The 24,108-nt window shown below is 42.9% G+C and carries 18 protein-coding genes; 3 read left to right on the plus strand and 15 right to left on the minus strand.

Going from position 1 to position 24,108, the window contains the following annotated elements:
- The 8 genes from T356_RS20225 to T356_RS0106235 all read right to left on the minus strand — a co-directional run.
- Positions 1 to 3,721 (minus strand): hypothetical protein (locus T356_RS20225; protein ID WP_197020887.1); only part of this gene is annotated, 3,721 nt, incomplete at its 3' end.
- A gap of 63 nt (positions 3,722 to 3,784) precedes the next feature.
- Complete coding sequence (locus T356_RS0106205) at positions 3,785 to 4,522, minus strand: YebC/PmpR family DNA-binding transcriptional regulator (RefSeq protein WP_026513744.1); 738 nt, start codon at positions 4,520 to 4,522, stop codon at positions 3,785 to 3,787.
- Positions 4,523 to 4,553: 31 nt separating this feature from the next.
- Positions 4,554 to 5,915, minus strand: a complete 1,362-nt coding sequence (locus T356_RS0106210; protein WP_026513745.1) for a hemolysin family protein — start codon at positions 5,913 to 5,915, stop codon at positions 4,554 to 4,556.
- Between the two features lie 101 nt (positions 5,916 to 6,016).
- Entirely contained in the window at positions 6,017 to 7,114 is a 1,098-nt protein-coding gene (locus T356_RS0106215; RefSeq protein ID WP_026513746.1) for a hypothetical protein, read from the minus strand.
- 158 nt (positions 7,115 to 7,272) lie between these two features.
- On the minus strand, positions 7,273 to 8,430 hold the full coding sequence (gene alr / locus T356_RS0106220) for an alanine racemase (RefSeq protein WP_026513747.1): 1,158 nt from the start codon (positions 8,428 to 8,430) through the stop codon (positions 7,273 to 7,275).
- A gap of 19 nt (positions 8,431 to 8,449) precedes the next feature.
- A complete protein-coding gene (locus tag T356_RS0106225; RefSeq protein WP_026513748.1) occupies positions 8,450 to 10,006 on the minus strand; it encodes an NAD(P)H-hydrate dehydratase in 1,557 nt (518 codons plus the stop codon).
- A gap of 75 nt (positions 10,007 to 10,081) precedes the next feature.
- On the minus strand, positions 10,082 to 10,744 hold the full coding sequence (locus T356_RS0106230; RefSeq protein ID WP_026513749.1) for a hypothetical protein: 663 nt from the start codon (positions 10,742 to 10,744) through the stop codon (positions 10,082 to 10,084).
- The gene (locus tag T356_RS0106235; protein ID WP_026513750.1) at positions 10,744 to 11,400 is read right to left on the minus strand and encodes a redox-sensing transcriptional repressor Rex; all 657 of its coding nucleotides are present in this window, start codon (positions 11,398 to 11,400) and stop codon (positions 10,744 to 10,746) included. Before T356_RS0106235 ends, T356_RS0106230 begins: the two co-directional genes overlap by 1 nt.
- Before the next feature lie 252 nt (positions 11,401 to 11,652).
- Here T356_RS0106235 and hslO point away from each other — a divergent pair, with 252 nt between their 5' ends.
- From hslO to T356_RS0106250, 3 genes are all read left to right on the plus strand, one after another.
- The gene (gene hslO / locus T356_RS0106240; protein WP_026513751.1) at positions 11,653 to 12,540 is read left to right on the plus strand and encodes an Hsp33 family molecular chaperone HslO; all 888 of its coding nucleotides are present in this window, start codon (positions 11,653 to 11,655) and stop codon (positions 12,538 to 12,540) included.
- Between the two features lie 100 nt (positions 12,541 to 12,640).
- Positions 12,641 to 14,143 (plus strand): hypothetical protein, encoded by a 1,503-nt coding sequence (locus tag T356_RS0106245; RefSeq protein WP_026513752.1) that lies wholly within the window; start codon positions 12,641 to 12,643, stop codon positions 14,141 to 14,143.
- 217 nt (positions 14,144 to 14,360) lie between these two features.
- Positions 14,361 to 15,587, plus strand: coding sequence for a metallophosphoesterase (locus T356_RS0106250; protein WP_026513753.1), 1,227 nt, complete (start codon positions 14,361 to 14,363; stop codon positions 15,585 to 15,587).
- Positions 15,588 to 15,721: 134 nt separating this feature from the next.
- On the opposite strand, the gene T356_RS0106255 is transcribed toward T356_RS0106250, so the two are convergent.
- From T356_RS0106255 to T356_RS18605, 7 genes are all read right to left on the minus strand, one after another.
- Positions 15,722 to 16,621: a nitrilase-related carbon-nitrogen hydrolase gene (locus T356_RS0106255; RefSeq protein ID WP_026513754.1), complete on the minus strand. Its 900-nt coding sequence runs from the start codon at positions 16,619 to 16,621 to the stop codon at positions 15,722 to 15,724.
- A 45-nt stretch (positions 16,622 to 16,666) separates the two neighbouring features.
- Entirely contained in the window at positions 16,667 to 17,827 is a 1,161-nt protein-coding gene (aguA, locus tag T356_RS0106260; protein WP_026513755.1) for an agmatine deiminase, read from the minus strand.
- A gap of 13 nt (positions 17,828 to 17,840) precedes the next feature.
- Positions 17,841 to 19,004: a carboxynorspermidine decarboxylase gene (gene nspC, locus T356_RS0106265; RefSeq protein ID WP_026513756.1), complete on the minus strand. Its 1,164-nt coding sequence runs from the start codon at positions 19,002 to 19,004 to the stop codon at positions 17,841 to 17,843.
- A 113-nt stretch (positions 19,005 to 19,117) separates the two neighbouring features.
- The gene (locus tag T356_RS0106270) at positions 19,118 to 20,380 is read right to left on the minus strand and encodes a saccharopine dehydrogenase family protein (RefSeq protein WP_026513757.1); all 1,263 of its coding nucleotides are present in this window, start codon (positions 20,378 to 20,380) and stop codon (positions 19,118 to 19,120) included.
- 46 nt (positions 20,381 to 20,426) lie between these two features.
- Positions 20,427 to 21,290, minus strand: a complete 864-nt coding sequence (speE, locus tag T356_RS0106275; protein ID WP_026513758.1) for a polyamine aminopropyltransferase — start codon at positions 21,288 to 21,290, stop codon at positions 20,427 to 20,429.
- Between the two features lie 29 nt (positions 21,291 to 21,319).
- Entirely contained in the window at positions 21,320 to 22,768 is a 1,449-nt protein-coding gene (locus T356_RS0106280; protein ID WP_026513759.1) for an aminotransferase class I/II-fold pyridoxal phosphate-dependent enzyme, read from the minus strand.
- A gap of 228 nt (positions 22,769 to 22,996) precedes the next feature.
- A complete protein-coding gene (locus T356_RS18605) occupies positions 22,997 to 23,917 on the minus strand; it encodes a lysozyme inhibitor LprI family protein (RefSeq protein WP_051563203.1) in 921 nt (306 codons plus the stop codon).
- Positions 23,918 to 24,108 lie beyond the last annotated feature (191 nt).

Genomic DNA, 24,108 nt, shown 5'->3' on the forward strand with positions numbered 1-24,108 from the left:
GTCTCTCACGCTCTTCTCGCTCTGCCTGCTCGCGCTGCTGTCTTTCGCGCTCCTCACGCTCCGCCTGCTCACGCTGCTGTCTTTCGCGCTCTTCTCGTTCTGCCTGCTCACGCTGCTGTCTTTCGCGCTCCTCACGCTCTGCCTGCTCGCGCTGAAGTCTTTCACGCTCTGCACGTTCACGCATTTCTCTTTCATGCTCTTCACGCTCGCGCAAAATTCTAGCACGTTCTTCCTGCTCACGCTGAAGCTTCTCACGCTTTGCTCGCTCCGCCTTCTCACGAAGCTCTCTTACGCGTGCATCACGCTCTTCCTGTTCGCGCTGAAGTCTTTCACGTTCTGCCTGTTCTTCCTGCTCAAGCTGAAGTCTTTCGCGCTCCTTGCGTTCTTCCTGCTCACGACGTTCATTTTCCTGCTGTGCCCTGAAAGCATTTTCACGTTCCTGCTGTTCACGAAGTGCATTCTCACGCTCTTCTTTCTCAATGAGCCTTGCACGCTCAGCCTGCTCGCGAAGAATCTTAGCACGCTGCAATCTTATGCGATCCTGCTGTTCCTGCTGGATACGGGCAAGCTCTTCTTGATCTTCTTTGGAACGCATTGCCCTCGCCTGCTCTTCAAGTTCACGCTGACGAATTTCCTGTTCCTGCTGTTCACGCGGCTTTTTCCTGCGTTCTTCTATCTCTTTAAATATTTCATCATGGACATCATGAACACTTACCTCAGCCTCAAGCTGAACAGGTTCCTCGAAAAGAAGTCTCTCTCGTTCTGCCTGCTCACGAAGCTGTCTTGCACGCTGCAATCTTATACGTGCTTCCTGCTCACGCTGTATTCTTGCCTGTTCGTCCTGATTCTCTTCCTCACGCTGATGTCTTATGCTCTCTCCCTGTTCTCTTCTGACTCTCTCAAGAGCTTCCTGTTCACGTTGTAATCTCTCACGTTCCTCTCGTTCCCTAAGAATCTTGCTACGTGTTGCTTCCTCAAGTTGCAATTTATCTTGCTCCTCCTGATTTTCTTGCTCGCGCAAAAGTCTTGCACGCGCAACTTTTTCACGAAGCATCTTAGCACGCGCTTCCTGTTCGTGAAGTATTCTTTCACGCTCAGCCTGCTCATGCTGATGTCTTGCCTGTTCGCGCAGGAGTCTTTCCTGTATCTCGCGTTCTGCCTGCTCACGCTGCAGTCTTTCCTGCTCCTCGCGCTCTGCCTGCTCACGCTGCTGTCTTTCCTGTTCTTCGCGCTCTTCCTGCTCACGGCGGAGTCTCTCCTGTTCCTCGCGCTCTGCCTGCTCACGCTGCAGTCTTTCCTGTTCTTCGCGTTCTGCCTGCTCACGCTGCAGTCTCTCCTGTTCTTCGCGTTCTTCCTGCTCGCGACGAAGTCTCTCCTGTTCCTCGCGCTCTTCCTGCTCACGGCGGAGTCTCTCCTGTTCCTCGCGCTCTTCCTGCTCACGGCGGAGTCTCTCCTGTTCCTCACGCTCTGCCTGCTCACGCTGAAGTCTTTCCTGCTCTTCGCGTTCTTCCTGCTCGCGGCGGAGTCTCTCCTGTTCCTCACGCTCTGCCTGTTCACGCTGAAGTCTTTCCTGCTCTTCGCGCTTTTCTTGCTCGCGGCGCTGTCTTACGAGCTCTTCCTGCTCGCGAAGAATTCGCTCACGTTCTTCCTGTTCACGCTGTTTTCTTTCCTGTTCTTCACGCTCAGCCTGCTCGCGCTGCAGTCTTTCCTGCTCTTCACGCTCAGCCTGCTCACGCTGAAGTCTCTCCTGTTCTTCGCGCTCTTCCTGTTCACGCTGAAGTCTTTCCTGCTCCTCGCGTTCTTCCTTCTCGCGCTGAAGTCTTTCCTCTTCTTCGCGCTCTTCCTGTTCACGCTGAAGTCTTTCCTGCTCTTCTGCGTCTTCCGAATCGGCACGATCACGCATAAATCTCTTCTGCTTTGCTCTTTCTCTGAGAATTTTAGCGCGTTCTTCTATATCACGTCGCTCCATCTCACGAGCTTCTTCTTCCTGAAGCTCTTCGTTGTCGCGACGATTTCTTTCATCATCCTGGTCAAAAATCTTTGTTGCACGTTTTTCAACAGCTTCCTGCTCCGCAAGTTCTCTTTCGCGGACTTCTTCCGCATCGATCTGTTTTGTGTACTGTCCTTCCTCTTCGCGCTCTCTTTCACGCTCTTCCTGTAAGCGCAAACCTCTTTCACGAGCCTGCTGTTCACGGCGCTCGCGTCTTTCTTTTGCACGTTCTTCTCTCTCACGGCGTTTTTTCTCACGAAGCTCTTTTTCATAAGCATCATCGCGATTCAACATTTCTCTTTCGCCAATCAGTTCTCCCGTCATGAAGCCTTCACGACGATCTGTCGCACGGCGGTTTCTTGCAGCAAGAGGATTTTCTGCCGCATTGCCGAAATCATTCATATCCGTAGCCCGCTTATATGCATAGCCGTTTTCACGCTCCGCATCTTCATCGAGCTCTTCATCTTCCTCAACAATATCAGTCTCTTTTTTAGGCCCATGTGAAGTAAGCATGGCAACGCAGCCGATAATAAAGCCGTAGTACATGGTTACCATAAACTGAGATGTCACCCTGGTTTTTCCAAGAGTCGGCTGCATGATAAAAAGATATAACATCCCAAAAAGCCAAGGTATTATATTTTCTGCATCTTTACTTCTGAGATATCCGGCAAACACACCTGACATCACAACCAATGTGATTAGATATGGAAGCTTGAAATCCGGGAAAATAAAGAAAGGCTGATCTAAAAAGTTCGTATCAAATGTATGGAAATAATATGAAAGCCAATTGGAAAAAACTGTAGGCACATGTCCAAAGCCCGCTTCCTGTAACATCATGATCAAAAAGGTCAGCACTGTTCCGCTTCCAACGACCACAAGGCTCTTTGCTCCGTTTGAAAAACTTCCTTCAGACATGAAAAGAACAGACAGTAAAAACGGGAAGATTGCCACGAAAGTTCCGGCGTCTACATACCCCATAAATCCTACCGTTACGCCAACAAGGAAAAACAGAATAATAAATGCCGGCCCTTTGCATTCCACAGTGTATATCTGTTTGAGATAACGCGCCACGACAAAGATCTCAAAAGCAAACATAGCATAGAATACTCTGTTTGTATTGAGTTCTTTATCTGCAAAGCTCTTAACAAATGCAGGCATGAATGATACATAAGCCGTGTAAACAATTGAAGCCGCAGGTCCTAAAAGTAACTTGACCGCCGAGCCTGTAAGCAAGATAAAAATACATGCCAGAAAAGCTTCATAAAAACACACTGTTTCTGCCATATTTCCGGTAAAGATCATTAAAAAGCTGAGAAATTTGGAATATGTAATAGATAAAAGATCCTGCTCATATGAAACACCACGTGATCCAATAAGCGCATTATCAACTAAAGGATTACCTGAAAAATTCACTTCACCGACCGAAATGAGTCTGTATCTGTAAATAAATGCCGCAATGACAAGACCGGCAATAAGAACCTTGTAAATAATCTCGAATGATTTTTTTGGTGCGAACCTGTATAACTTCATATTGTCGCACACTTTTCCGGCAAGAAGTGTAACAGCATTCATCCAGATTATTCCGAGCGAAGAAAACATCAATGTATATCCGAGTCGGTTCGAGGCAGGAAACAGTCCTAAAGAAAAGCCTGAACGACCAACCATCAACGCATTAACCAGTGTAAATAACAACCATATGCACAATGTCGGTATTTTTCGTCTCAGTTTCATTTCTTAGGACTCCCCTCGTATTATTCCCATCATAATCTAGTAAAATGAATAATAATCTAAATATTATTCTTCAGGCTCTTCCCAGTTATGATATACAGCCTGAACATCATCATCTTCATCGAGAAGATCGAGTATTCTCTGAAGATATTTAACAGTATCGGGATCTGTAACAGATACGTAATTCTGAGGAATCATAGTAACCTCAGCGGATGCTGTTTCAATTTTTTCTTTGCCTAAAGCTTCAACAACTGCCTGGAAGTTCTCAGGTGTTGTAAGAATCTCATAGCTGTCATCTTCTTCATTAAAATCATCTGCGCCTGCATCAAGAACAAGCATCATAAGATCGTCTGAAGACATCTTGCATTCTTCTTTGTCGATAAGGATCTGTCCCTTATTGTCAAACATATATGATACACAGCCGGGAGTACCTACATTTCCGTTTCCTTTTGTGAAAGCACTCTTTACGTTAGCTGCGGTTCTATTCTGGTTGTCTGTAAGAGCCTCAACGATGATGGCTGTTCCTCCGGGGCCGTATCCTTCGTAAGTGATGCTCTTGTAATCAACTCCGCCTTCTGCGCCGGAAGCTTTCTTGATACCTCTCTCGATAGTATCGTTGGGCATGTTGTTTGCCTTAGCTTTTGCAATAACCGTTGCAAGTTTGAAGTTATTATTCGGATCCGGGCCGCCCTCTTTAACGGCAACTGCTATTTCTCTACCGATAATAGTAAAAATCTTACCCTTTGCCGCATCATTTTTTTCTTTTTTGTGCTTGATGTTAGCAAATTTTGAATGTCCTGACATATAAAAATTCCTTTCATTACTGATATATAAACTATTTTGCTAATTCCGATACCTTTTCCTCTGCTTCAGCCTCTTCTTTGTGAAGCTTCCTCATAAGCACACTCTGTACCATATGATTTCCTACGGAAAGTATCGAGAAACTGTAGCCATCTGCCTCGACGCTAAATTCGTCGTCTTCCTCCGGTATTCTGTCAAGTTTGGAGATTAAAAATCCGTTCAGAGTCTCAAACTCCAACTCACCGAAAGACATTTCAAATTTCTTTTCCAATACTTCTATTGGCGTTGTGCCCTCAACGATAAATTCATCCCTGTTCTTGGTAGGCTTGATATAGTTCTCATCTTCATCATACTCATCCATGATATTTCCTACGATTTCCTCAAGGATGTCTTCCATGGACACAAGTCCCGCCGTCTGACCGTACTCATCGATAACAACTACCATCTGAGTCTTGGAAGACTGCATATTATGAAAGAGAGAATCAATATTTCTGGTCTCGGGAACAAATTTGGGCTGACGAAGAAGTCCTTTGATCTTCCTGATCGGAAGATTGTCATCCGTTTCTTTGGAAAGCTTCTTCATTGCGTCACGTATATGCATAATACCGATGATATGATCTATATCATCAAGATAGACCGGGAATCTGGAATTATTGGTATCCATCATGAATTCTACAGCCTGCTTAAGAGTCATATTTGCATCAATTGCGACCATGGCATTTCTGTTGGTCATAATATCCTGAGCTTCTTTATCCGAAAACTCAAAAATATTAGATATCATATCCGCCTCGGTCTCCTGAAGTACTCCCTGTTCCTGTCCTTCGGACACCATGGAGATTATTCCTTCAGTAGTGACATCGGATAAATTCTCATCTCCCCTCACTCCGAAAAGATAAAGAACCGCTCCGGAAATTCCTCTTATTATCACAACAAGCGGAGCTACCAAAAACCTTATGAAAACTACAGGATAATAACATACCACCGCCCACCTGTCAGGCTTCCTGACTGCAAGCCGCTCCGGTATTATCACACCAAAGCTCATCGTAAGAAGAAGTATTACCACACCGGTCAAAATATAAATGATGCCCTTCATAAGGAAACTGTCGTCTATAGCAAAAGACCTTATGACACATCGCCCGATTCCTCTTGTAACAAGTCCACCAAGGACCATATTTACAGCCATTGCAAAAACATTTATGGCTCCTAAATGTTTCTCGGGATCTTTCAGGATATCAAGAAGTCCCGATGCAACTTTATCTTTGTTCTCCTGGCTTCTCTTCTCGACATCCTCTTCCTTGACGCGGGTTATCGCCGCCCCAAACCCGAAAACAAAGATATCTGCTAAAAGAGCCGCCGCAAGTAAAAGAAAACTGACTGAAGGCAAGCCTTCGTCCATAATCAGCCCTCCTAATGCGTGATTGATTAAAATAAACCTAAAACCTCAAATTAAAATATACCACATTTTAGCATAATGTACTATATACAATTCCGACAATATTAGCTAAATTGCTTCTTTACCTTATCGTACTGTACATTTATCTCCTGTAGCGCACCGTTATCGCCATCCATGTTGTCGGGATGATAGAGTTTTACAAGGCTTTTGTACTTTCGTTCTGCGCTTTCCCTGCTTTTACAGCCTGCAAAGAAATCAAACCCCTGAGCACCCGCAGTGGCTACGGCAGGTTCTCTGTCATAGTCATTTGCATCCTCTAAAGGCTCTTCTTCATAATACTCATCTTCATACACGGTATCATCATAATCATCTTCATATCCGCGCTGCTCATAGCCCCGGTCGTCATAATTCCTATCATCGTAATACTCATCTTCGTATTCTTCGAATTCCTCTTCATATCGGTCTCTTTGCGGGTGTCTTCTATGGCGTATTATGCAATCATCCGAATAATAATCTTCCGCTTCGTCGTAAAAAGCTCTGCCCTCACGCTCATTTCGCAGATTTTCTCTTTCCGCCTCGAGTGAATTCATTTCTTTTTTCATTCGTGCATAATCTTTGACAACTTTTCTTTTTCCTGCGTCAGGGAACATTTTGTAATATCTGTTCTGTGCAACGCTCATAAAGCCTCTTCCGAGGATCGCATATCCGATATAAAAAGCCATATCGGCCGCAACCGCAAAAAAGAGTATCTTACCGTAAGACGCAAGAACCGTTATAACCAGAATAACTCCGACAACGGGAACCAAAAGAACAAAACTCAAAATAAGCAAAAAGACAAAGGCCGGTGCCCCCTCATATTTACCGATTTCTCCCTTCCACCAATTCACCAGTTCTTTGTAAAAAAATCCGACTTCCGAATTACCGGTCTTAAGAAAATCCTGTGCTGTCTGCTCAAGCTTCTCATTTGTGATAGCTTCTGTAGAAATCTTATCGGGACCGGCACTTCCCGAGATAAGAAGAAATGTATTGAGGCAATAAAGCCCGCAGAACACAACGGCAGTCACCGGCAAAAAGCAATAAAGATATTTCAACAGGCTAAAAAACAGCTTAAGAAACCATGTCAGCATGGATAAAAAAGCCTTAAGCGCAGATATGCTTAATCCCAATATCGCATTAACCGCCGTAGTTAAAATAGAAATCATATATTTACTCCCTTGCAAAACTTCTATAAAAATTTTATACGAAATGCGTACCCATGTCGAGTATTACCGCTTTAATGCACAGAACATTTCCTATCAAATAAAAGAGCCATCGCACAATCATTTGCACGACAGCCCGTAAACTCGCATTTTGATTAAAATTATAAATATACTCTGGGTACTCTGTGATTTATATCGCAGGTGAGTTCGTAGTTAAAGCGTCCGCTCAATTCTCCGAGCGCTTCAGCCGTTATCTCTTCTCCTGAAACAGGATCTTTTCCGAGAAGAACCACCTCATCTCCCTCTTTCGCATCCGGAATATCGGTGACATCGACCATAAACTGGTCCATGCATACTCTTCCAAGGATATTTGCGCGGTGTCCACCGATAAGCACATATCCTTTATTCGAAAGGCTCCTCGGATAGCCGTCTCCGTATCCGACAGGAATAGTCGCGATGCGGGTGGCATCTTTTGTAACAAAAGTTCCACCGTAGCTTACAGGCGTTCCCTCAGGGACATCTTTTATCATAACTATATGACTTGTAAGTTCCATTGCAGGCTTAAGATCGATTATATCCTTGGGAACCTCGTCAGAAGGCCACATTCCGTAAATAGTAACTCCCGCTCTCACCATATCCATCGATGACTCAGGAACAGCTATTATACTCGCAGAATTTGCGCAGTGATGAATCGGTATTCTCTTTCCGCATGCGTCCTCCGCACTCTTTACAAACTCAGCAAAGATGCGTTCTCTTTCTTTTACATTTGACAGATCTTTTTCATCTGCTCTCGCAAAATGAGTAAATATTCCTTCAACTTCAAGTCCGCTTACTTCAAAAGCTTTTGCCACGAACTCTTCTCCGCTCTTGTCATGATGAATTCCAATCCTGGACATTCCTGTATCAACAGCTATATGAATAGGAGCAGACTTCTTAATAGTTCCGCTCTTTAAAAGTTTCTCGGCGCATTCGCCAAGTTCTTTTAACATATCTTCTCTGAAAACTGCAGGTCTTATGCCTGAAGACAGCATTTTTTCATAAGCATAAGGGAAAGTATAGCCCAGTACCAGAATAGGCTTTTCTATGCCGTTATCCCTAAGCTCAAACGCTTCCTCCGCAGTTGCGGTCGCATAGCCCCAAATATAATCTTTATCTTCCAAAAAGCGTGCAATTCTCAAAGCTCCGTGACCGTACGCATCCGTTTTGATGACCGCCATGATCTTGACGCCTTCCGGTATATTGTTTTTCATCGCTTTAAGATTATATTCTATTGCACTTAAGTCCACTTTGGCGCAGACTCTTGAATTCTTATCGTACATTTCTGATCCATCCATTACTCTAATTCAAAATATTCTCAAGTTCCTCCACGATATCGGAAGCAACCATTGAAAGCCTTCCATGATGCATTGCTGCCATATCGCCCGCGGCACCGTGCAGATATGCCCCCAGGCAGGCACATTCAAAAGCACTGATTCCCGTACCAATGAAAGCTCCGAGAACTCCCGTCAATACGTCTCCGCTTCCTGCCGTAGCCATACCATCATTTCCGCTCATATTAATATATATCTTTTTTTCGTTGCTGTCACTAACGATAGTCCGAGCATCTTTGCAGATGACCGTGCAATGAAGCTCATTCGCAAGTTCCTTGGGATATACAAGAATATTTCGCTTGCATTCTTTGATATCCTTATCGATAAGCCTTGCAAATTCCGCAAGATGAGGCGTTAAAATCAGCTTCTTTCCGTTTCTGCAGTAATCTCCCGCAAGATTCCTAAGTTCTTTGTCTGACGCGATAAGATTAAGTCCATCGGCATCAACAACCAGGTTTTTGTCATATCTTGAAAGAACTGTTTTTAAAAGCTCCGCGCCTTTTCCGTACGTTCCGATTCCCGGCCCTATAACCGCCGCTGTTGACCAGTTCATAGCCTGTTCCAGTTTCTCCGCAACAGGTTCATAGTCTTCGTACGTATCGATCAAAGCTTCCGGAATAACCGTTTTTATGACCTCTGCATTTTCTGAAGCAGTGAAAACTTTGACCATTCCGGCACCTGATTTAAGGCATGCGCCCGCGCTCAGCGCACATGCTCCGCTCACTTCCTTTGATCCTGCTATTATAAGGATTTTCCCGTTCGTCCCTTTGTTCGAATTCTTTTTTCTCTCGGGCAAAAGAGCTGTCGGCTTCTCATCGTAATAAAAATACCTGGGATTATTTCCGCAAAAGCTCTCCTTAGTTATTCCGGCATCACAGACAACAAGTTCTCCCACATGCTCACATCCCGGATATAAGATATGTCCAAGCTTCACGCAGTTAAAAGTAACCGTCTCGTCAGCTTTGACGCAAAGCGAACAGATTCTCCCGTCATCGGCACTGATTCCCGAAGGAATATCAATCGCCACAACAAAAATATCGTCTCTTCTCTCTTTTTTGCAGGCATTGATATATTCTATCGCTTCGGCATAGTTCCCCGTAACATTTCTGGAAATTCCTATGCCAAACATTGCATCTACTATGATATCCCATTCAGCAGGGCTTTTGTTGTCTCTTATATTGGAAAAAGTGTCAGTATTGATTCCGTAGTTACCGGCAATCTTAAGTTGCTGCAAACAAAGCTCGCTGCACTTTGTCATATCTCCTACTATCACAAGCTTAACTCTAAAGCCTCTCTGCTTAAGAAGTCTTGCCGTGCAAATTCCGTCTCCGCCGTTATTTCCCACTCCGGCAAATACAAGCACAGTATATTTTCTGTCAGCATTTTTTGATGTAATATACTTCTCAATCTCATCCGCAACGCAAAGCGAAGCTCTCTCCATCAAAATTTCAGGCTTAACTCCGAATCTCTCCGAAGTATTCCTGTCATATCGCTTCATTTCATCACTCGTCACCGCATACTTCATAACCTGTCACCCCTTTGAAAAAAGCTGCCACTTGGGCAGCTTTAATTCTTTAATATCAATAATCTTTTCAAAATACTAATCGGTATAATCCTTGTCATTGCCCGCAAGAGGCCTGCGAATAGGATGTCTCCTATCCGGATCGTACTTCATATCAAACACCTCTATAACCTCAGGTCCGAATATCTGGTGCATATAGGAATAGAGATTATAATTTTCCATCTCCGCCTGCTGCATGAGCACAATATTCTTCTTGAGTTCAACCCTGAAATCCGAAACCCATTTATCGAGTTCCGTTATATAGTCGGTATTATCATGAAGTCTTTCATAGCAGACTTTCATCGTCTCGATCATAAGCTCGTAATCAATCTCGTAAATCTTCTTCGAAAGATCTCTGAGCTCATCATCGTAAGATGCAATTCTTTCATTGCAATCGTTGATAAGTCTGGTTCTGTCTTCAATCTTTTTCTCAATAGCAGATGCGTCACCGGCCTTATTGGCTTCGTCCCTAAGGGGCACAATCTCACCAAGAAGCTTTTTCTTAACCTTCTTAAGATCCTTGGTCTCGCTGCGTATCTTACCATCGCGTTCGACAAGTGCATTCAATTCATCCGAAAGATCCGAGATCTCCGGTGTCATCTCCGTCTGCGTAAAAAGCTGGTGCCATTTGTTGTCCAGCGTCAATATGGGAATGTTCTTCCCCTGTAATGCAGACTTATATGATTCTTTGTCATTTGCCATTAGTTTTTCTCACCTGAGTTAAACATTTTTTCTGACCTGTTTATATTATACGATAATTTCATCAGACTGTCAGATAAATGTACATTTTCTACCACAATATAGTCAGGCACTTCGAGATCAACATGCGCAAAGTTCCAAATAGCCTTAATACCGCAGTTGCACAGCTTATGCGCCATAGGAACAGCCTGATCTTTAGGAATTGTCAGAACCGCGATCTCTATCTTATTATTCTTGATAAAGTCTTCAACCTCATCGATAGGGCGCACTTCCACGTCCCTTATCCTGGTTCCGTACAAGGTAGGATCACAGTCAAAAGCTCCTTTAAATACAAAACCTCTTCTTGTAAAGTTTGTATAACCGGCTATTGCTTTACCAAGATGGCCGGCACCGATAATAACAAGGCTGTGTTCTTTGTCTATTCCCAGTATCTTACTGATCTCATCATACAGATAACCTACGTTATATCCATATCCCTGCTGACCGAAACCGCCGAAATTATTAAAATCCTGCCTTATCTGAGAAGCAGTAACTTTCATGATGTCGCTGAGCTCTTGTGATGATATTCTCTCAACCCCTTTCTCTTTGAGGTCTCCCAAATATCTGAAATAGCGCGGAAGTCTGGAAATGACCGCCTGAGATATTTCCTTATCTGCCATATTCTGCTCCTTTATCATATTTTTAATGTGAATTTCATAAGTATTATTACTTTTTTGACACGTTTTTATACTATAGATTGTTAAGGATTATACAATATAATTATATCCGTGCGTTAAATATATGTCAATCCGCCAAACCTATCAAAAATACAGTAAATACTAATATTATTTACTTTGATAAAAAAATCATTTATTATTCATTACGGTTAATAAGGATAATTTTTCATTTTATAAGAAAGTTGAGGATATAACATGTCATACAAAGATTATATGGTACGCGCAACTGCCGCAGACGCTCAGATCAGAGCTTTCGCCGCAACAACAAGAGATCTTGCGGAATATGCAAGAAAGGCTCACAACCTCTCTCCCATTGCAGCCGCAGCCCTCGGACGTCTCATGACAGGTACCGTTATGATGGGAACAATGATGGACAACGATCAGGATCTTATCACCGTTAAGATGGACGGTGACGGCCCTTTAAAAGGAGTTCTCGCAACAGCCGACCGCTTCGGAAATGTAAAAGGCTATGCAGTAAATCCCTACGTAATAATGGAACCAAACGCATCAGGTCACTTAAATGTAGGTGGCGGAATAGGTGAAGGAACACTCACGGTTATCAGGGACATGGGATTAAAAGAGCCCTATGTCGGCCAGGTTCCTCTCTACACCGGAGAAGTCGCCGAAGATCTCACATACTATTTCACCAAATCGGAACAGACACCATCTTCTGTAGGTCTCGGTGTCCTCGTTGAAAGAGAAAACCTCTCCGTTATAGCTGCAGGTGGCTTCATTATCCAGCTTCTGCCATTCGCTGCCGAAGAAACTATAGCAAAACTCGAGGAAAACCTCACCAAATTCACTTCAGTTACCGATATTCTCAAGGCCGGAAAGACTCCTGAAGATTTACTTAACATTCTTCTCGACGGATTTAATATCGAAATAACAGATAAAATTGATTTAAATTTTTATTGCAATTGCGATAAAGACAAGGTTGAACGTGCTCTCATGCTACTTGGCAAGAAAGAACTCCAGGAGCTGATCGACGAGGGTAAGCCGGTGGAACTTTGTTGTCATTTTTGTAACAAAAAGTATAACTTTAATTCGTCTGAACTCCTTGAAATTCAAAGAAAATCAAAATAGCCTCTTTTAAAATGTTAAGTTTTAAGTTATACTATTACTGTGCATTGGAGAGAAATGCATTTTTAGTTACAGGGGTTTTAACATTTAAGGAGGTAATAGTATGACAAAAAAACACAAAGCACCCACAATCAGGTCCGTTATGTCATTAGCACTGGCATCAACAATCTTTCTTACTTCCGGGCTTGGCGCATCAGTCGCTCACGCCGGTGGAAAAGAAGGTGTATATATGAATAACACGTCAGGTATCGGCGACCTTTCACAGTTTATTCAAATGGCTCAAGAAGGAAAAGATTTATCAGACAAAACAGTTATTCTTTCAACCAATGATGCGCAATGCGATTTTGAAAAATATCCGTACGTTGCATCACTTAAGAACTTTTTCGAAAACGATCTGAAGTCTGACGTCGTTTTGATCGACTCAGGTGACTTCTGTCAGGATTATAAGATGGACAGCTACTGGAGCTCAGGCACATGTGCCGATAACTGGATGAACACATATGACAATGATTATGCTGCTTTCCTTGCTATGAACGCAGCAGGTTATGATTATGCTAATTTCGGAAATTACGGATTCGGAGACGGATACGATAATAATAAAAAAGATTTTTTCAATACAGAATGTAACATCATTAGTTTCGACAACGCCGACAAGGCTGTCTCACAGTGCACAAAGGGAAAAGGTCAGGACTACTACCACTCTTCCGATTGTTTTGAAAACATTATGCAAAAAGACTATGTATGTGATAACAGCTTCGTTTATGACTGTGCCGATTCAGATATGAAGATCGGATTCTTTGGACTTCCTGAATTTGAAGCTTACGCAGGCGGATCATCAAGCTGTGATCTTTCAAAGTGCAATGATTGGTATACTTGCGCCGAGCAGCAGGCTGAAGGCTTAAAAGAAGACGGTGCAGACCTTGTTATCTGCCTCTCACAGCTTGGTCTTGGTGACAACGCAAAAGGCAGCGTAAAAGGCGGCGGAAGCGGCATTTTTGATTTCTTAGGCAGTCTCTTCGGCTCAGGAAGCGGAAAGAGCAGCGTAAAAGGTGGATCAACAGGTTCTGACATTATCGACTTGATCCTTGACGGATGCTCATTGTTCGCAGGCGGCGAAAGCGCTATTCCTCTTAAGCTCGCAGACATGCTTCTTCGTAACATCGGTGTAACTATCATCGATAACAACAGTAAGTCAATCGAAGACAATTTCCTTTTCAAGCTCGATGACATTATACAGGGTCTCGGTGCAGATAAGAACGTTTCAAGCTTCATCGACAACATGCTCGGATCATTCGGCTTCAACCTCTTCGGCGAAGCAGATTGCGATGACTGGGATTGGAACTGGGATTGCGACTGGGATTGGGATTGCGACTCAAACGGCGGATGCTCAGGAAAGACACCTCAGCCAAAGCCCACACCCGGCAAGCAGCAGGGAACAGGCAAACCTACTCCTAAGGCAAATGCTGAAGCGCAACCTCAGCCAAAAGGTGTAACCTCCCCGGCTAAACCTGACGGTGCCGCGGCTCCAAAAGGTCAAAGTACCGTAACAGCTCCGGCTAAGCCCGATGGCGCTCCTGCTCCTTCAGGACAGACATTCAGCAATTAAATTTAATTACAAACGTAATAAATCATTAAATATATTGAGCCACTTTTTTGATCATATATCAAAGGAGTGGCTCTTTCTAAATTTAGTTTAGTTTTATACGGAATAAAATAAGCCTTTTATTTAATCCATTTTTAAGTTATACTATCAATAAGCATTGGCGCCAAAATGCTTACTACACGTCACAACACAGTTTTTTAGCAGCAAAGGAGGTAGTAGTATGACAAGACACAATGTAAACAAATCACCTGCCATTCGGGTCGTAATGTCTTTAGCAATGGCAACATTCATGTTTCTTTCTTCAGGTTTCGGTACATCCGTTGCCCACGCAGAAGAAAAAATCGTTTCTTATAAGTACAAAACCTCGGACCCCGGAAGCATCTCCGAATTCAAAAAACTCGCAGAAGAAGGCAAAGACCTCTCCGGCAAAACAGTTATTATTTCTACAAATGACGTTCACGGTGCTATTCAGAAATATCCGTATGTAGCATCTCTAAAAAATTTCTTCAAAAATGATCTACACTCCGATGTCATTCTCGTTGACTCAGGAGATTTCAGCCAAGACAAAAAGGAAAAAGGGAATCCCGGCGCAGACAGCGCAGGCTGCATGGAAAAAAGTAAAGGCTTTGCCGGTGTTCTTGCTATGAACGCAGTCGGATACGATCTTGCAACTTTGGGAAATCATGAATTCGAGTATGGTTTTGATGCTTATAGCAAAAATGCTCCGGAAGCAAAATTTAAATTGATCAACTCCAACATACTCAAGGAAGATGTCTCAAAAACACTGAAAGACAAAGGAAAAAAAGGCACTCTTTCACTTGAGGACTTCAAAAGTATCGGCAGCAAGCAATATCTGTGCGATGCAAACTATCTCTATGAAAGTCCGTCGTCAGATCTGAAAATAGGCTTCTTTGGCTTGCTTGCCCCCGAAGCTTCAACTAAATCTTCCAATTACAAAATCTTAAAAGATAAGGCTCTGTACACTTGCGCTCAAAATCAGGCCGATGAACTCAGAAAACAAGGCGCAAATATCGTAATATGTCTTTCGCACTTAGGTTTAGAGGACAGCGTAACAGATAACAGAAGCATTGACATTTACACCAATTTATCCGATGGCGATTCCAATCCTGTCGACCTTATTCTTGATGCCCACTCTCATACCCTCTTCTTTTCAGGTGAAAAAGACGAGCCTATCATGTCCGGAGAAATGCTCCTTAGAAACGTTGGAATTACAATAATCGACAACGAAAGCAAAACAATTGATAAAAGAATCATTGTTCCGCTTAATGACCTCAAGGCGAATCTTGATCCTGATAAAGATACTGAAGAAGCCATAAATGCGATTATCAATAAATACAATCCGGATTTCTTCAATCAAGCCACAGGTGAGGCGCCGGAAGCTGAAAACAAAAGCACGGTCACTGATATTATTACGCTTTATGAATAAGCAATAGCTTTTTTCATACAAATAATTTATTTTACTACAACAGAAAAAGAGCATTTCGCGAGCGAAATGCTAGCGCCGTTTCTTTGGTCATATATCAAAGAAGCGGCGCTTTTTCGCATTATATAATTATCTTTTTACTTAACGATATCTCCATAGCATTCAGGTCTTCTGTCCCTGAACAGTCCCCATGAAGATCTCATTTTTCTGTTTTCTGCAAAATTGTATTCGGCATATATGATTTCTTCCTTGTCACGGCTTGCTTTTGAAATAACCTCTCCCGTCTCGTCGGTAAGGAAGCTGCATCCGTAAAAGCATAAGCTTGAGCTCTGATTGCCATTTTCTTCGCAAGGAGTAACTGTTTCCGTTCCTATCCTGTTTGCAGCGGCAACAGGAATAACATTTGCAGCTGAATGTCCCTGCATCGTTCTCATCCAATGCCCTGAACTGTCAACATCAAGAATAGGCTCTGAACCGATTGCTGTAGGATAAAGGATAATATCCGCGCCTTTTATGGCAAGACATCTTGCCGTCTCAGGAAACCACTGATCCCAGCATATTCCGACTCCGACATTTCCGACAGAGGTTTTAAACACCTTAAAACCGGTATTTCCGGGAGTAAAGTAGAATTTTTCCTGATAATAATGATCGTCCGGAATATGAGTCTTTCTGTAAATATCGACAATCTCGCCGTCTGAATCGATCATGACTACCGTATTGTAAAATACATTCTCATCTTTCTCAAAAATACTTATAGGCATTACAACCTTATTCTTTTTGCAGAAATCTTTGAAATATATAACAGCAGGATTGGAAAGAGCAGGTTCTGCAAGTTCGTAATACTCATACCTTCTCTCCTGACAAAAATACTTCCTCTCAAAAAGCTCAGAAAGAAGAATGAGTTTTGCTCCATTCTGCGCAGCCTCCAAAGCAAGCCTTCCCGCTGTCTCTATATTGCGTTTTACCTGTTCTTCATCGGAAGCCGCACTTTCACCGCACGCAAATTGCACACATGCAACTTTGACAGAATCTGACATTTTTTATCCTCCATATCACGTTTGTGAATACATTTTATGATATATTCATCCCGGAATCTGCTGTGTTATGCAGTGGATATTTCCGCCGCCCAGCAATATGTCTTTTGCAGCAATTCCGATAACTGTTCTGTCAGGATGAATACCTCTTAATATATCGAGAGCTCTCTTATCACTCTCTTCATTCGCTCCGCCAAACTGCGGAACAAGAATAGCTCCGTTAATATAATAATAATTCACGTAGCTCGCCGCAAGCCTCTCTCCGACACTTCTCTCATCTTCGCCTTCTTCAAATACATAATTGGCGAGATCCTCTTCTCCGATAAGAACAGGCACATCAGGAATAGGCAGCTTGTGAATCTTAAGCCTTCTTCCCTTTGCATCTGTAGCACTTAAAAGATATTCATAAGAAGCGTTTGACAGCTCATACTGCGGATCGTTCACATTATCTGTCCATGCAAGAACAACCTCACCCGGCCTTACAAAAGCACATACATTATCGACATGTTCATTCGTCTCATCGTTATATATGCCTCTCGGAAGCCAGAGAACCTTCTCAGCTCCAAGATACGCCTTGAGCCTATCCTCGATCTGTTGTCTGGAAAGAGAAGGATTCCTTCCCTTACTGAGAAGACAGCTTTCAGTCACCATCAGCGTTCCGTCGCCGTCAGTATGAACAGAACCGCCTTCTAAGATAAACGGCTCGGCATCATAATACTCATATCCGCAAAAATCGCAAAACTTCGAAGGAACCGCATTGTCTTTGTCCCAACTTGCATACAGGCCGTCAACTTCTCCGCCCCATGCATTAAATCCGAAATTCACACCTCTTTTACTTCCGTCTCTTCCGGAAACAAATATCGGCGCAACATCTCTCGCCCACGAATCATCGGTATCAATCTTGATAAGATTAAGGGCATGAACAAGTCTGCCTCCACACTCAGAACATACCTTATTTGCTATCAGATCCGTAAGTTCTTTTGCTTCCGCATAATATTCCGGATTGTCGGGAACAAGAAGATACAGGTCTTCTCTTTTTATAATCTCATAAAAAATAAGAGCAAAAGAAGCCAAAGCTCCGCTTCTGTTCTTTCCCCAGCTTCCGGGCCTTGTAGGATATATCATTATCGTGCCTTCATGCCTGCCAAATTCTGCCGGCATACGAAAGCCATCATTTATGGGCAGCGCGCCCTCTCTTGTTATCTTCAAATTCCCTCCTTACTCATAATCTTGATTTAAAATCATCATACGAAAACGTCTTAAGGACATCCACACTTCCGTCTTTATGCATGATATCAATATCAGGAAGCGGCATCCCGTTAAATGTGTTATTCTTCACCATACTGTAGATTGCCATATCTTCAAAAGTAAGCCTGTCGCCTATCTTGATCTCATTGTCAAAGCTGTAATCTCCTATGACATCTCCCGCAAGACATGTCCTTGAAGACAATCTGTATGTATATGCCTTCTCATCGCAAAGTCCCGAATCCTTAAGCGGCGGTCTGTAAGGCATTTCAAGTACATCCGGCATATGGCATGCAGCCGAAGTATCAAGAATGAGAACAGGATAATCTTCTGTCTCAACAATGTCCATAACAGTGGTAACAAGATAGCCCGCATCAAGCGCAACAGCCTCTCCGGGTTCAAGATATACTTCAAGATCATATGTCTCTTTTATATATCTGATAAGATTTTTAAGGCCTTCTCTGTCATAATCAGGCTTTGTTATATGATGTCCGCCTCCGAGATTAAGCCATTTTATCTGTGCAAAAAACTCTCCAAAATCCTGCTCAACTTCTTTAAAAGTTGCTTCAAGCGGCTCAAATCCCTGTTCGCAAAGCGTATGGAAATGAAGTCCCTCAACACCCTTTGGAAGCGGATCCGGAAGATTTTCTCTTCTTATTCCAAGACGCGATCCCGGTGCGCAGGGATCGTATATTTCATGGCCTTCCTGCGTACTGAATTCAGGATTTATTCTAAGTCCTACAGAGAGTCCTTTTTCGGAAACAGCTTTTTCCCAAACAGCTCTGTGATGCTCAAGCTGCGCAATAGAATTAAAAACTATATGATCGGCCACTTCGCATACAAGCGGAAACTCCGCATCCTTAAAAGCCGGCTCAAATACATGATTCTCAATCTTCTTTTTTCCTTCAAAAGGCTTTACCATCTCCTCATAAGCAAGCTTTGCTTCATAAAGCCCCGAAGCAGTCGCTCCCTGAAGATACTCAGCAATAAGAGGATATGTGCTGTAAGCAGAGAAAGCTTTCTGCGCAAGAAGGATCTTGGCCCCCGTTTCGCTTGCAATTTCCGATAAGATATTTAAGTTATCCAAAAGCTTCTGCTCATCTATAACATAAGCAGGCGTTGCTATCTCAGATATGTTCATTAATTATTCTCTCCTAAATCAATCTAACAACTCCAGTGATGAAAAAAAGCTTCACTTCTATGCAAGAGTGCAAAAGTGAAGCTTTGTCTCTATTATAATCACTCGAATCAGTCTCAATCAACCAAAATCGGATTCTCGTCAACAACCCACGGAAGACCGTATTCGTTGAGCATCTCCATATATGGATCGGGATCGAATTCATCCGTTGTATATACACCGGGTTTCTTCCACTTACCGCTGAGAACAAGCGCTGTTCCTATCATTGCAGGTACACCTGTTGTGTAGCTGATAGCCTGGCTTCCAAGTTCCTTGTAGCATTCCTGATGGTCACATACATTGTAGATGTAAAGAGTCTTCTCCTTGCCATCCTTTACTCCGCGGAAGATACATCCGATATTTGTCTTACCGACAGTTCTGGGGCCAAGGCTTGCAGGATCGGGAAGAAGCGCCTTGAGGAACTGAATAGGCACGATTTCTTTTCCCTCGAAGTTAATGGGGCTTGTCGAAAGCATTCCCACGTCTTCAAGACAACGCATATGATCGAGATAGCTCTGTCCGAATGTCATAAAGAAACGAATTCTCTTGATCTCGGGGAAATTCTTTCCAAGAGCTTCGATTTCCTCGTGATGAAGAAGGTACATATCCTTCTGTCCAACCTGAGGGAAATCATATTCTCTCTTAATCTCCATAGGCTTTGTCTCTACCCAGTGACCGTCCTCCCAATAGCTTCCGTTTGCGGAAACCTCACGAAGGTTTATTTCAGGGTTAAAGTTTGTTGCAAAAGCATAACCGTGATCGCCGCCGTTGCAGTCAAGAATATCAACCGTATGAATCTCATCAAAATAGTGCTTTTTAGCATAAGCAACAAAAACACTTGTTACGCCGGGATCAAAACCCGTTCCGAGAAGGCCTGTGATTCCTGCTTCCTTGAACTTGTCCATATATTCCCACTGATAGCTGTAATCAAAATATGCTGTAAAGCCCTTTTCCTTGCATCTCTTCTCATATGCAGCACGCCAAACAGGCTCATCGATATCTTCAGGCTCATAATTTGCTGTATCGATATAATCTACCTTGCACTCAAGGCAGGCATCCATGATAACAAGATCCTGATAAGGAAGAGCGACATTAAGCACTGCGTCAGGCTTATAATCCTTAATAAGTGCGATAATCTCGTTTACATCATCGGCATTAACTGTCGCTGTCGTGATCTTAACAGGTGTTCCCTGCTTCTCAAGCTTTTCTTTTAATGCATCACACTTTGACACAGTGCGACTTGCAAGGCACATCTCCGTGAAAACCTTACTATTCTGCGCACATTTCTGAATTGCAACCTGGGCAACTCCGCCACAACCAATAACCAATAATCTACTCATACTATCTCCTTTCAAATCAGATAACACAGATTTCTCCATGGCCGCATTATCTGGACATGTCTTCCTCTTCCTGAAGCAAGTCTTCTACATATTTGGGAAGCATAAACGCTCCCTTATGCAAATGCGTAGTGTAATACCACGTCTTAATTCCTCTCTCATCCCATCTGTCAGGATTGAAATCCTTGAGCGGGTGATACTTCTTGCTGGCAAAGCCAAAGAGCCAGTATCCCGCAGGGCATGTGGGAATATGTGCCTGATACACTCTGTTTACAGGGAAAACTCTGTAAGCTTTCCTGTGCATAGCTCTGCAGCTCTCTTCATCCTCATCATAGAACGGGCTTCCGTGCTGATATACCATGATTCCGTCGTCATGAAGCGCTTTATAGCAGCTTCCGTAGAATTCCTTGGTAAAAAGCCCCGCCTCGTGTCCGAGGGGTTCTGTTGCATCATTTATTATAAGATCATACATATCTTCACATTTGCGAAGATACTTAAGTCCGTCCTGATAGTAGATATGAACTCTGTCATCTTCAAGGCCAACAGCATTGTCCGGGAAATATTGTTTGCAGACATCCACAAACATATTGTCAGGTTCTACAACATCGATAACCTTTATCTCCTCATAGTGAGTGAGCTCTCTGGCAACACCGCCATCCCCTCCGCCAAGAACAAGGACTCTCTGCACCTTGGGATGAACAGCCATAGGCACGTGCACGATCATTTCGTCATAAGTGAACTCGTCCTTCTCGGAAAAGATAATATTACCGTCCGAAGTAAGAAACTTGCCAAACTCCGGCGAATCAAAAACGTCTATCCTCTGAAATTCGCTGCTACCGGAAAAAAGCTGTTTGCTGATCCTGATACTGATCTTAACATTTCCGGTATGCATATCGCTAAACCAATAATCCATCTCTGCCATAGTCTTTCTCCTATTTGCTTTTACTTTAAAACAAAAAGCTCCGAAATATCTTCACTCTCAGGCCCCTGCATAGAACATCCTTTTTCCATTGCAGTCTTTATATAATCAAGAATTTCTTCCGTAATAACCTCTCCGGGTGAAAGGATCGGAATTCCGGGAGGATAGCACATTACAGATTCCGCACTTATTCTTCCGACACACTTATCGACAGAAAGCTGCTCTTTTTCCGCATAGAATGCTTCCTGTGGCGTTGCTTTGACAATAGGAGTAATGTACTCCGCAGAGAAAAAGCTCTGCGCAGGCTTTGAATAAAGCCTTCTGATATCAGCAAGCGCTCCCGCAAGTCTCTCTATGTCCTGAAGCCTGTCACCTATTGAAATATAAGCCATGACATTAGACAAGTCTCCAAACTCCATCTGAATATCATATTCATCTCTGAGAAGATCGTATACTTCTATTCCCGTAAGACCAATGCTTCTGGTGTTGACAACAAGCTTAGTCTCATCGAAATCAAAGATGCTTCCGCCGTTTATAAGCTCATTGCCGTAAGCGTAATATCCGCCTATATCATTTATCTCTTCTCTGGCATACTGCGCCATTTTAGTTACTTTTTCAAAACTGTCATGTCCGTTAAGGGCAAGATTTCGTCTGGAAATATCAAGACTCCCCAAAAGAAGATAACTTGCACTTGTAGTCTGAGTCAGATTAACAATGCGACTGATATAACCTATATTTGCATCCGCTCCGCAAAGAAGGATTGAACTCTGAGTAAGGCTTCCACCTGACTTATGCATACTGATAGCCGCCATATCCGCGCCCGCGGCCATGGCGTTTAAAGGAAGCCCCGGCCCGAAATACAAATGAGTACCATGCGCCTCATCTACAAGGGCCTTCATCCCGTTCTTGTGTGCAAGTTCAACTATCGCCTTAAGATCCGAACATATTCCATAATATGAAGGGTTATTTATAAGAATAGCCTTGGCGTCGGGATTCTCCTTAACCGCCTTCTCAACATCCGCAATCTCCATTCCCAAAGGTATTCCAAGTTTGGTATCAACCTTAGGATCGATATATACAGGCACAGCCCCGCATAAGATAAGTGCATTAATGGCACTCTTATGCACATTTCTGGGCATGATAATCTTCTCTCCCATTTTCACCTGAGAAAGTACCATCGCCTGAACAGCACTTGTGGTGCCGTTTACCATCATAAATGCATGTGCGGCGCCAAACGCATCCGCCATCAGCTCCTCTGCCTCTTTAATGACAGAAACAGGATGACAAAGATTATCCAACGGTTTCATTGAATTAACATCAATTCCAACACATCTGTCACCCAAAAAACGTACAAGCTCCGAATTTCCTCTTCCCCTCTTATGACCGGGTACATCAAAAGGAACTACCCTCTGCTTGCGAAATCTCTCAAGAGCCTCATAAACAGGCGCTTTCTTTTGTCTATTAAGGTCCAACTGCCGCTCCTCCTACCAACCGAGAAATGGTGTCGCACAAGAACTATTTTTATTGAAGTGCTCTATTCAAAAAAGAGCGGCGCGTACAACATGAAGTGTACGCACTACTCCCCAATTAATTCCAATTGTGCAGCAAAAATATGATACTATATATCTCCCCATTATGAAAGTATATTTTAGCAGGAAATAAAGTATTTAAGCTACAAATCCTTTATTATAAATATGCGATCAAAATGCAAAATCAAAAGTGTAATTAAGACCAACATTATAAATCTCATCATTACTCTGTGTGATCTCTAAAGTTGCCTCATCCCAACCGTTTATCTTGATGATTCCTTTAATATTGTTTCTGTTTCCGATAAATTCAAGTTCACCGTCGCCTTTATCTTTGAATGTACCGTCCAAAAGTGCCATCTGATGAATAGAGATAATAGCTTCGTTATCATCGCCTTCACCCTCACGTGTTATAAGAGAACTGCACATTCTTCCTGTTCCCTGATTGTCAACGAAAGTGCCGTAGATAGATCTCTCAGGCATTTTAAAATTCTCATTTCTTGATTTGGCAATCTCATTAGCAAGGATGTTGCATCTGTTCTGAGTGATATTCTCCATAAATCCGCTCTCAAGTACAGGATATGTGGATCCGTTATCCTCACTTCCGCCGATGTTATTGGCCATCACTTCATCCTTCATAGAATTCCAGTTCTTCTGATCGGTGAGTAGTTCTTCTCTCTTATCATCATCAGGGATACCTGCAATTCTTGTGCAAAGGGTATTAAGTTCACAATCCCAAACATCACAAACCCAACCTGCCGCTGTATCCTTCTCAGCCTGTGTCTTGGCATAAGCTGAATATCCGGCATACTTCTCTGCAATCTTCCCGATTCTTGAAATCTCATCCTGCATTGAAGAAGCACCGGCTATAGCAGATTTAACCTCATCCTTGATCTCCAATGAATAATTTCTTGTGAAATCAACTTCAGATGATTCTTCTGTAGCATCGTCAGCAACAACTTGTCCACTCTTCACTTCTACAGGTGCTTCTGCCCCGGCCGTCTCAGCCCCGACAACAGAATTCTTTGCCGCACATCCGATGCCGGCAATAGAAAGTGCAATGATAAGTAACATGGAAAAAAATGACGTTTTCATACTTGGATAATCCCTCTCGCTCCCGTAAAACAATAAAACATAATAACTGTCATCAACTGTTGCATTTGTATCGCAATCAATCTGATACACGAGATTTATTATAGCATATAATATGAACTAAATTGTGAACAATATGAAAAGTCGTTCAAGCATAAATAAACATACCACTTACCGTTTAATTAACCTTCTGT

It is taken from the genome of Butyrivibrio sp. LB2008 (genome assembly GCF_000621565.1).
GTDB lineage: Bacteria > Bacillota > Clostridia > Lachnospirales > Lachnospiraceae > Butyrivibrio.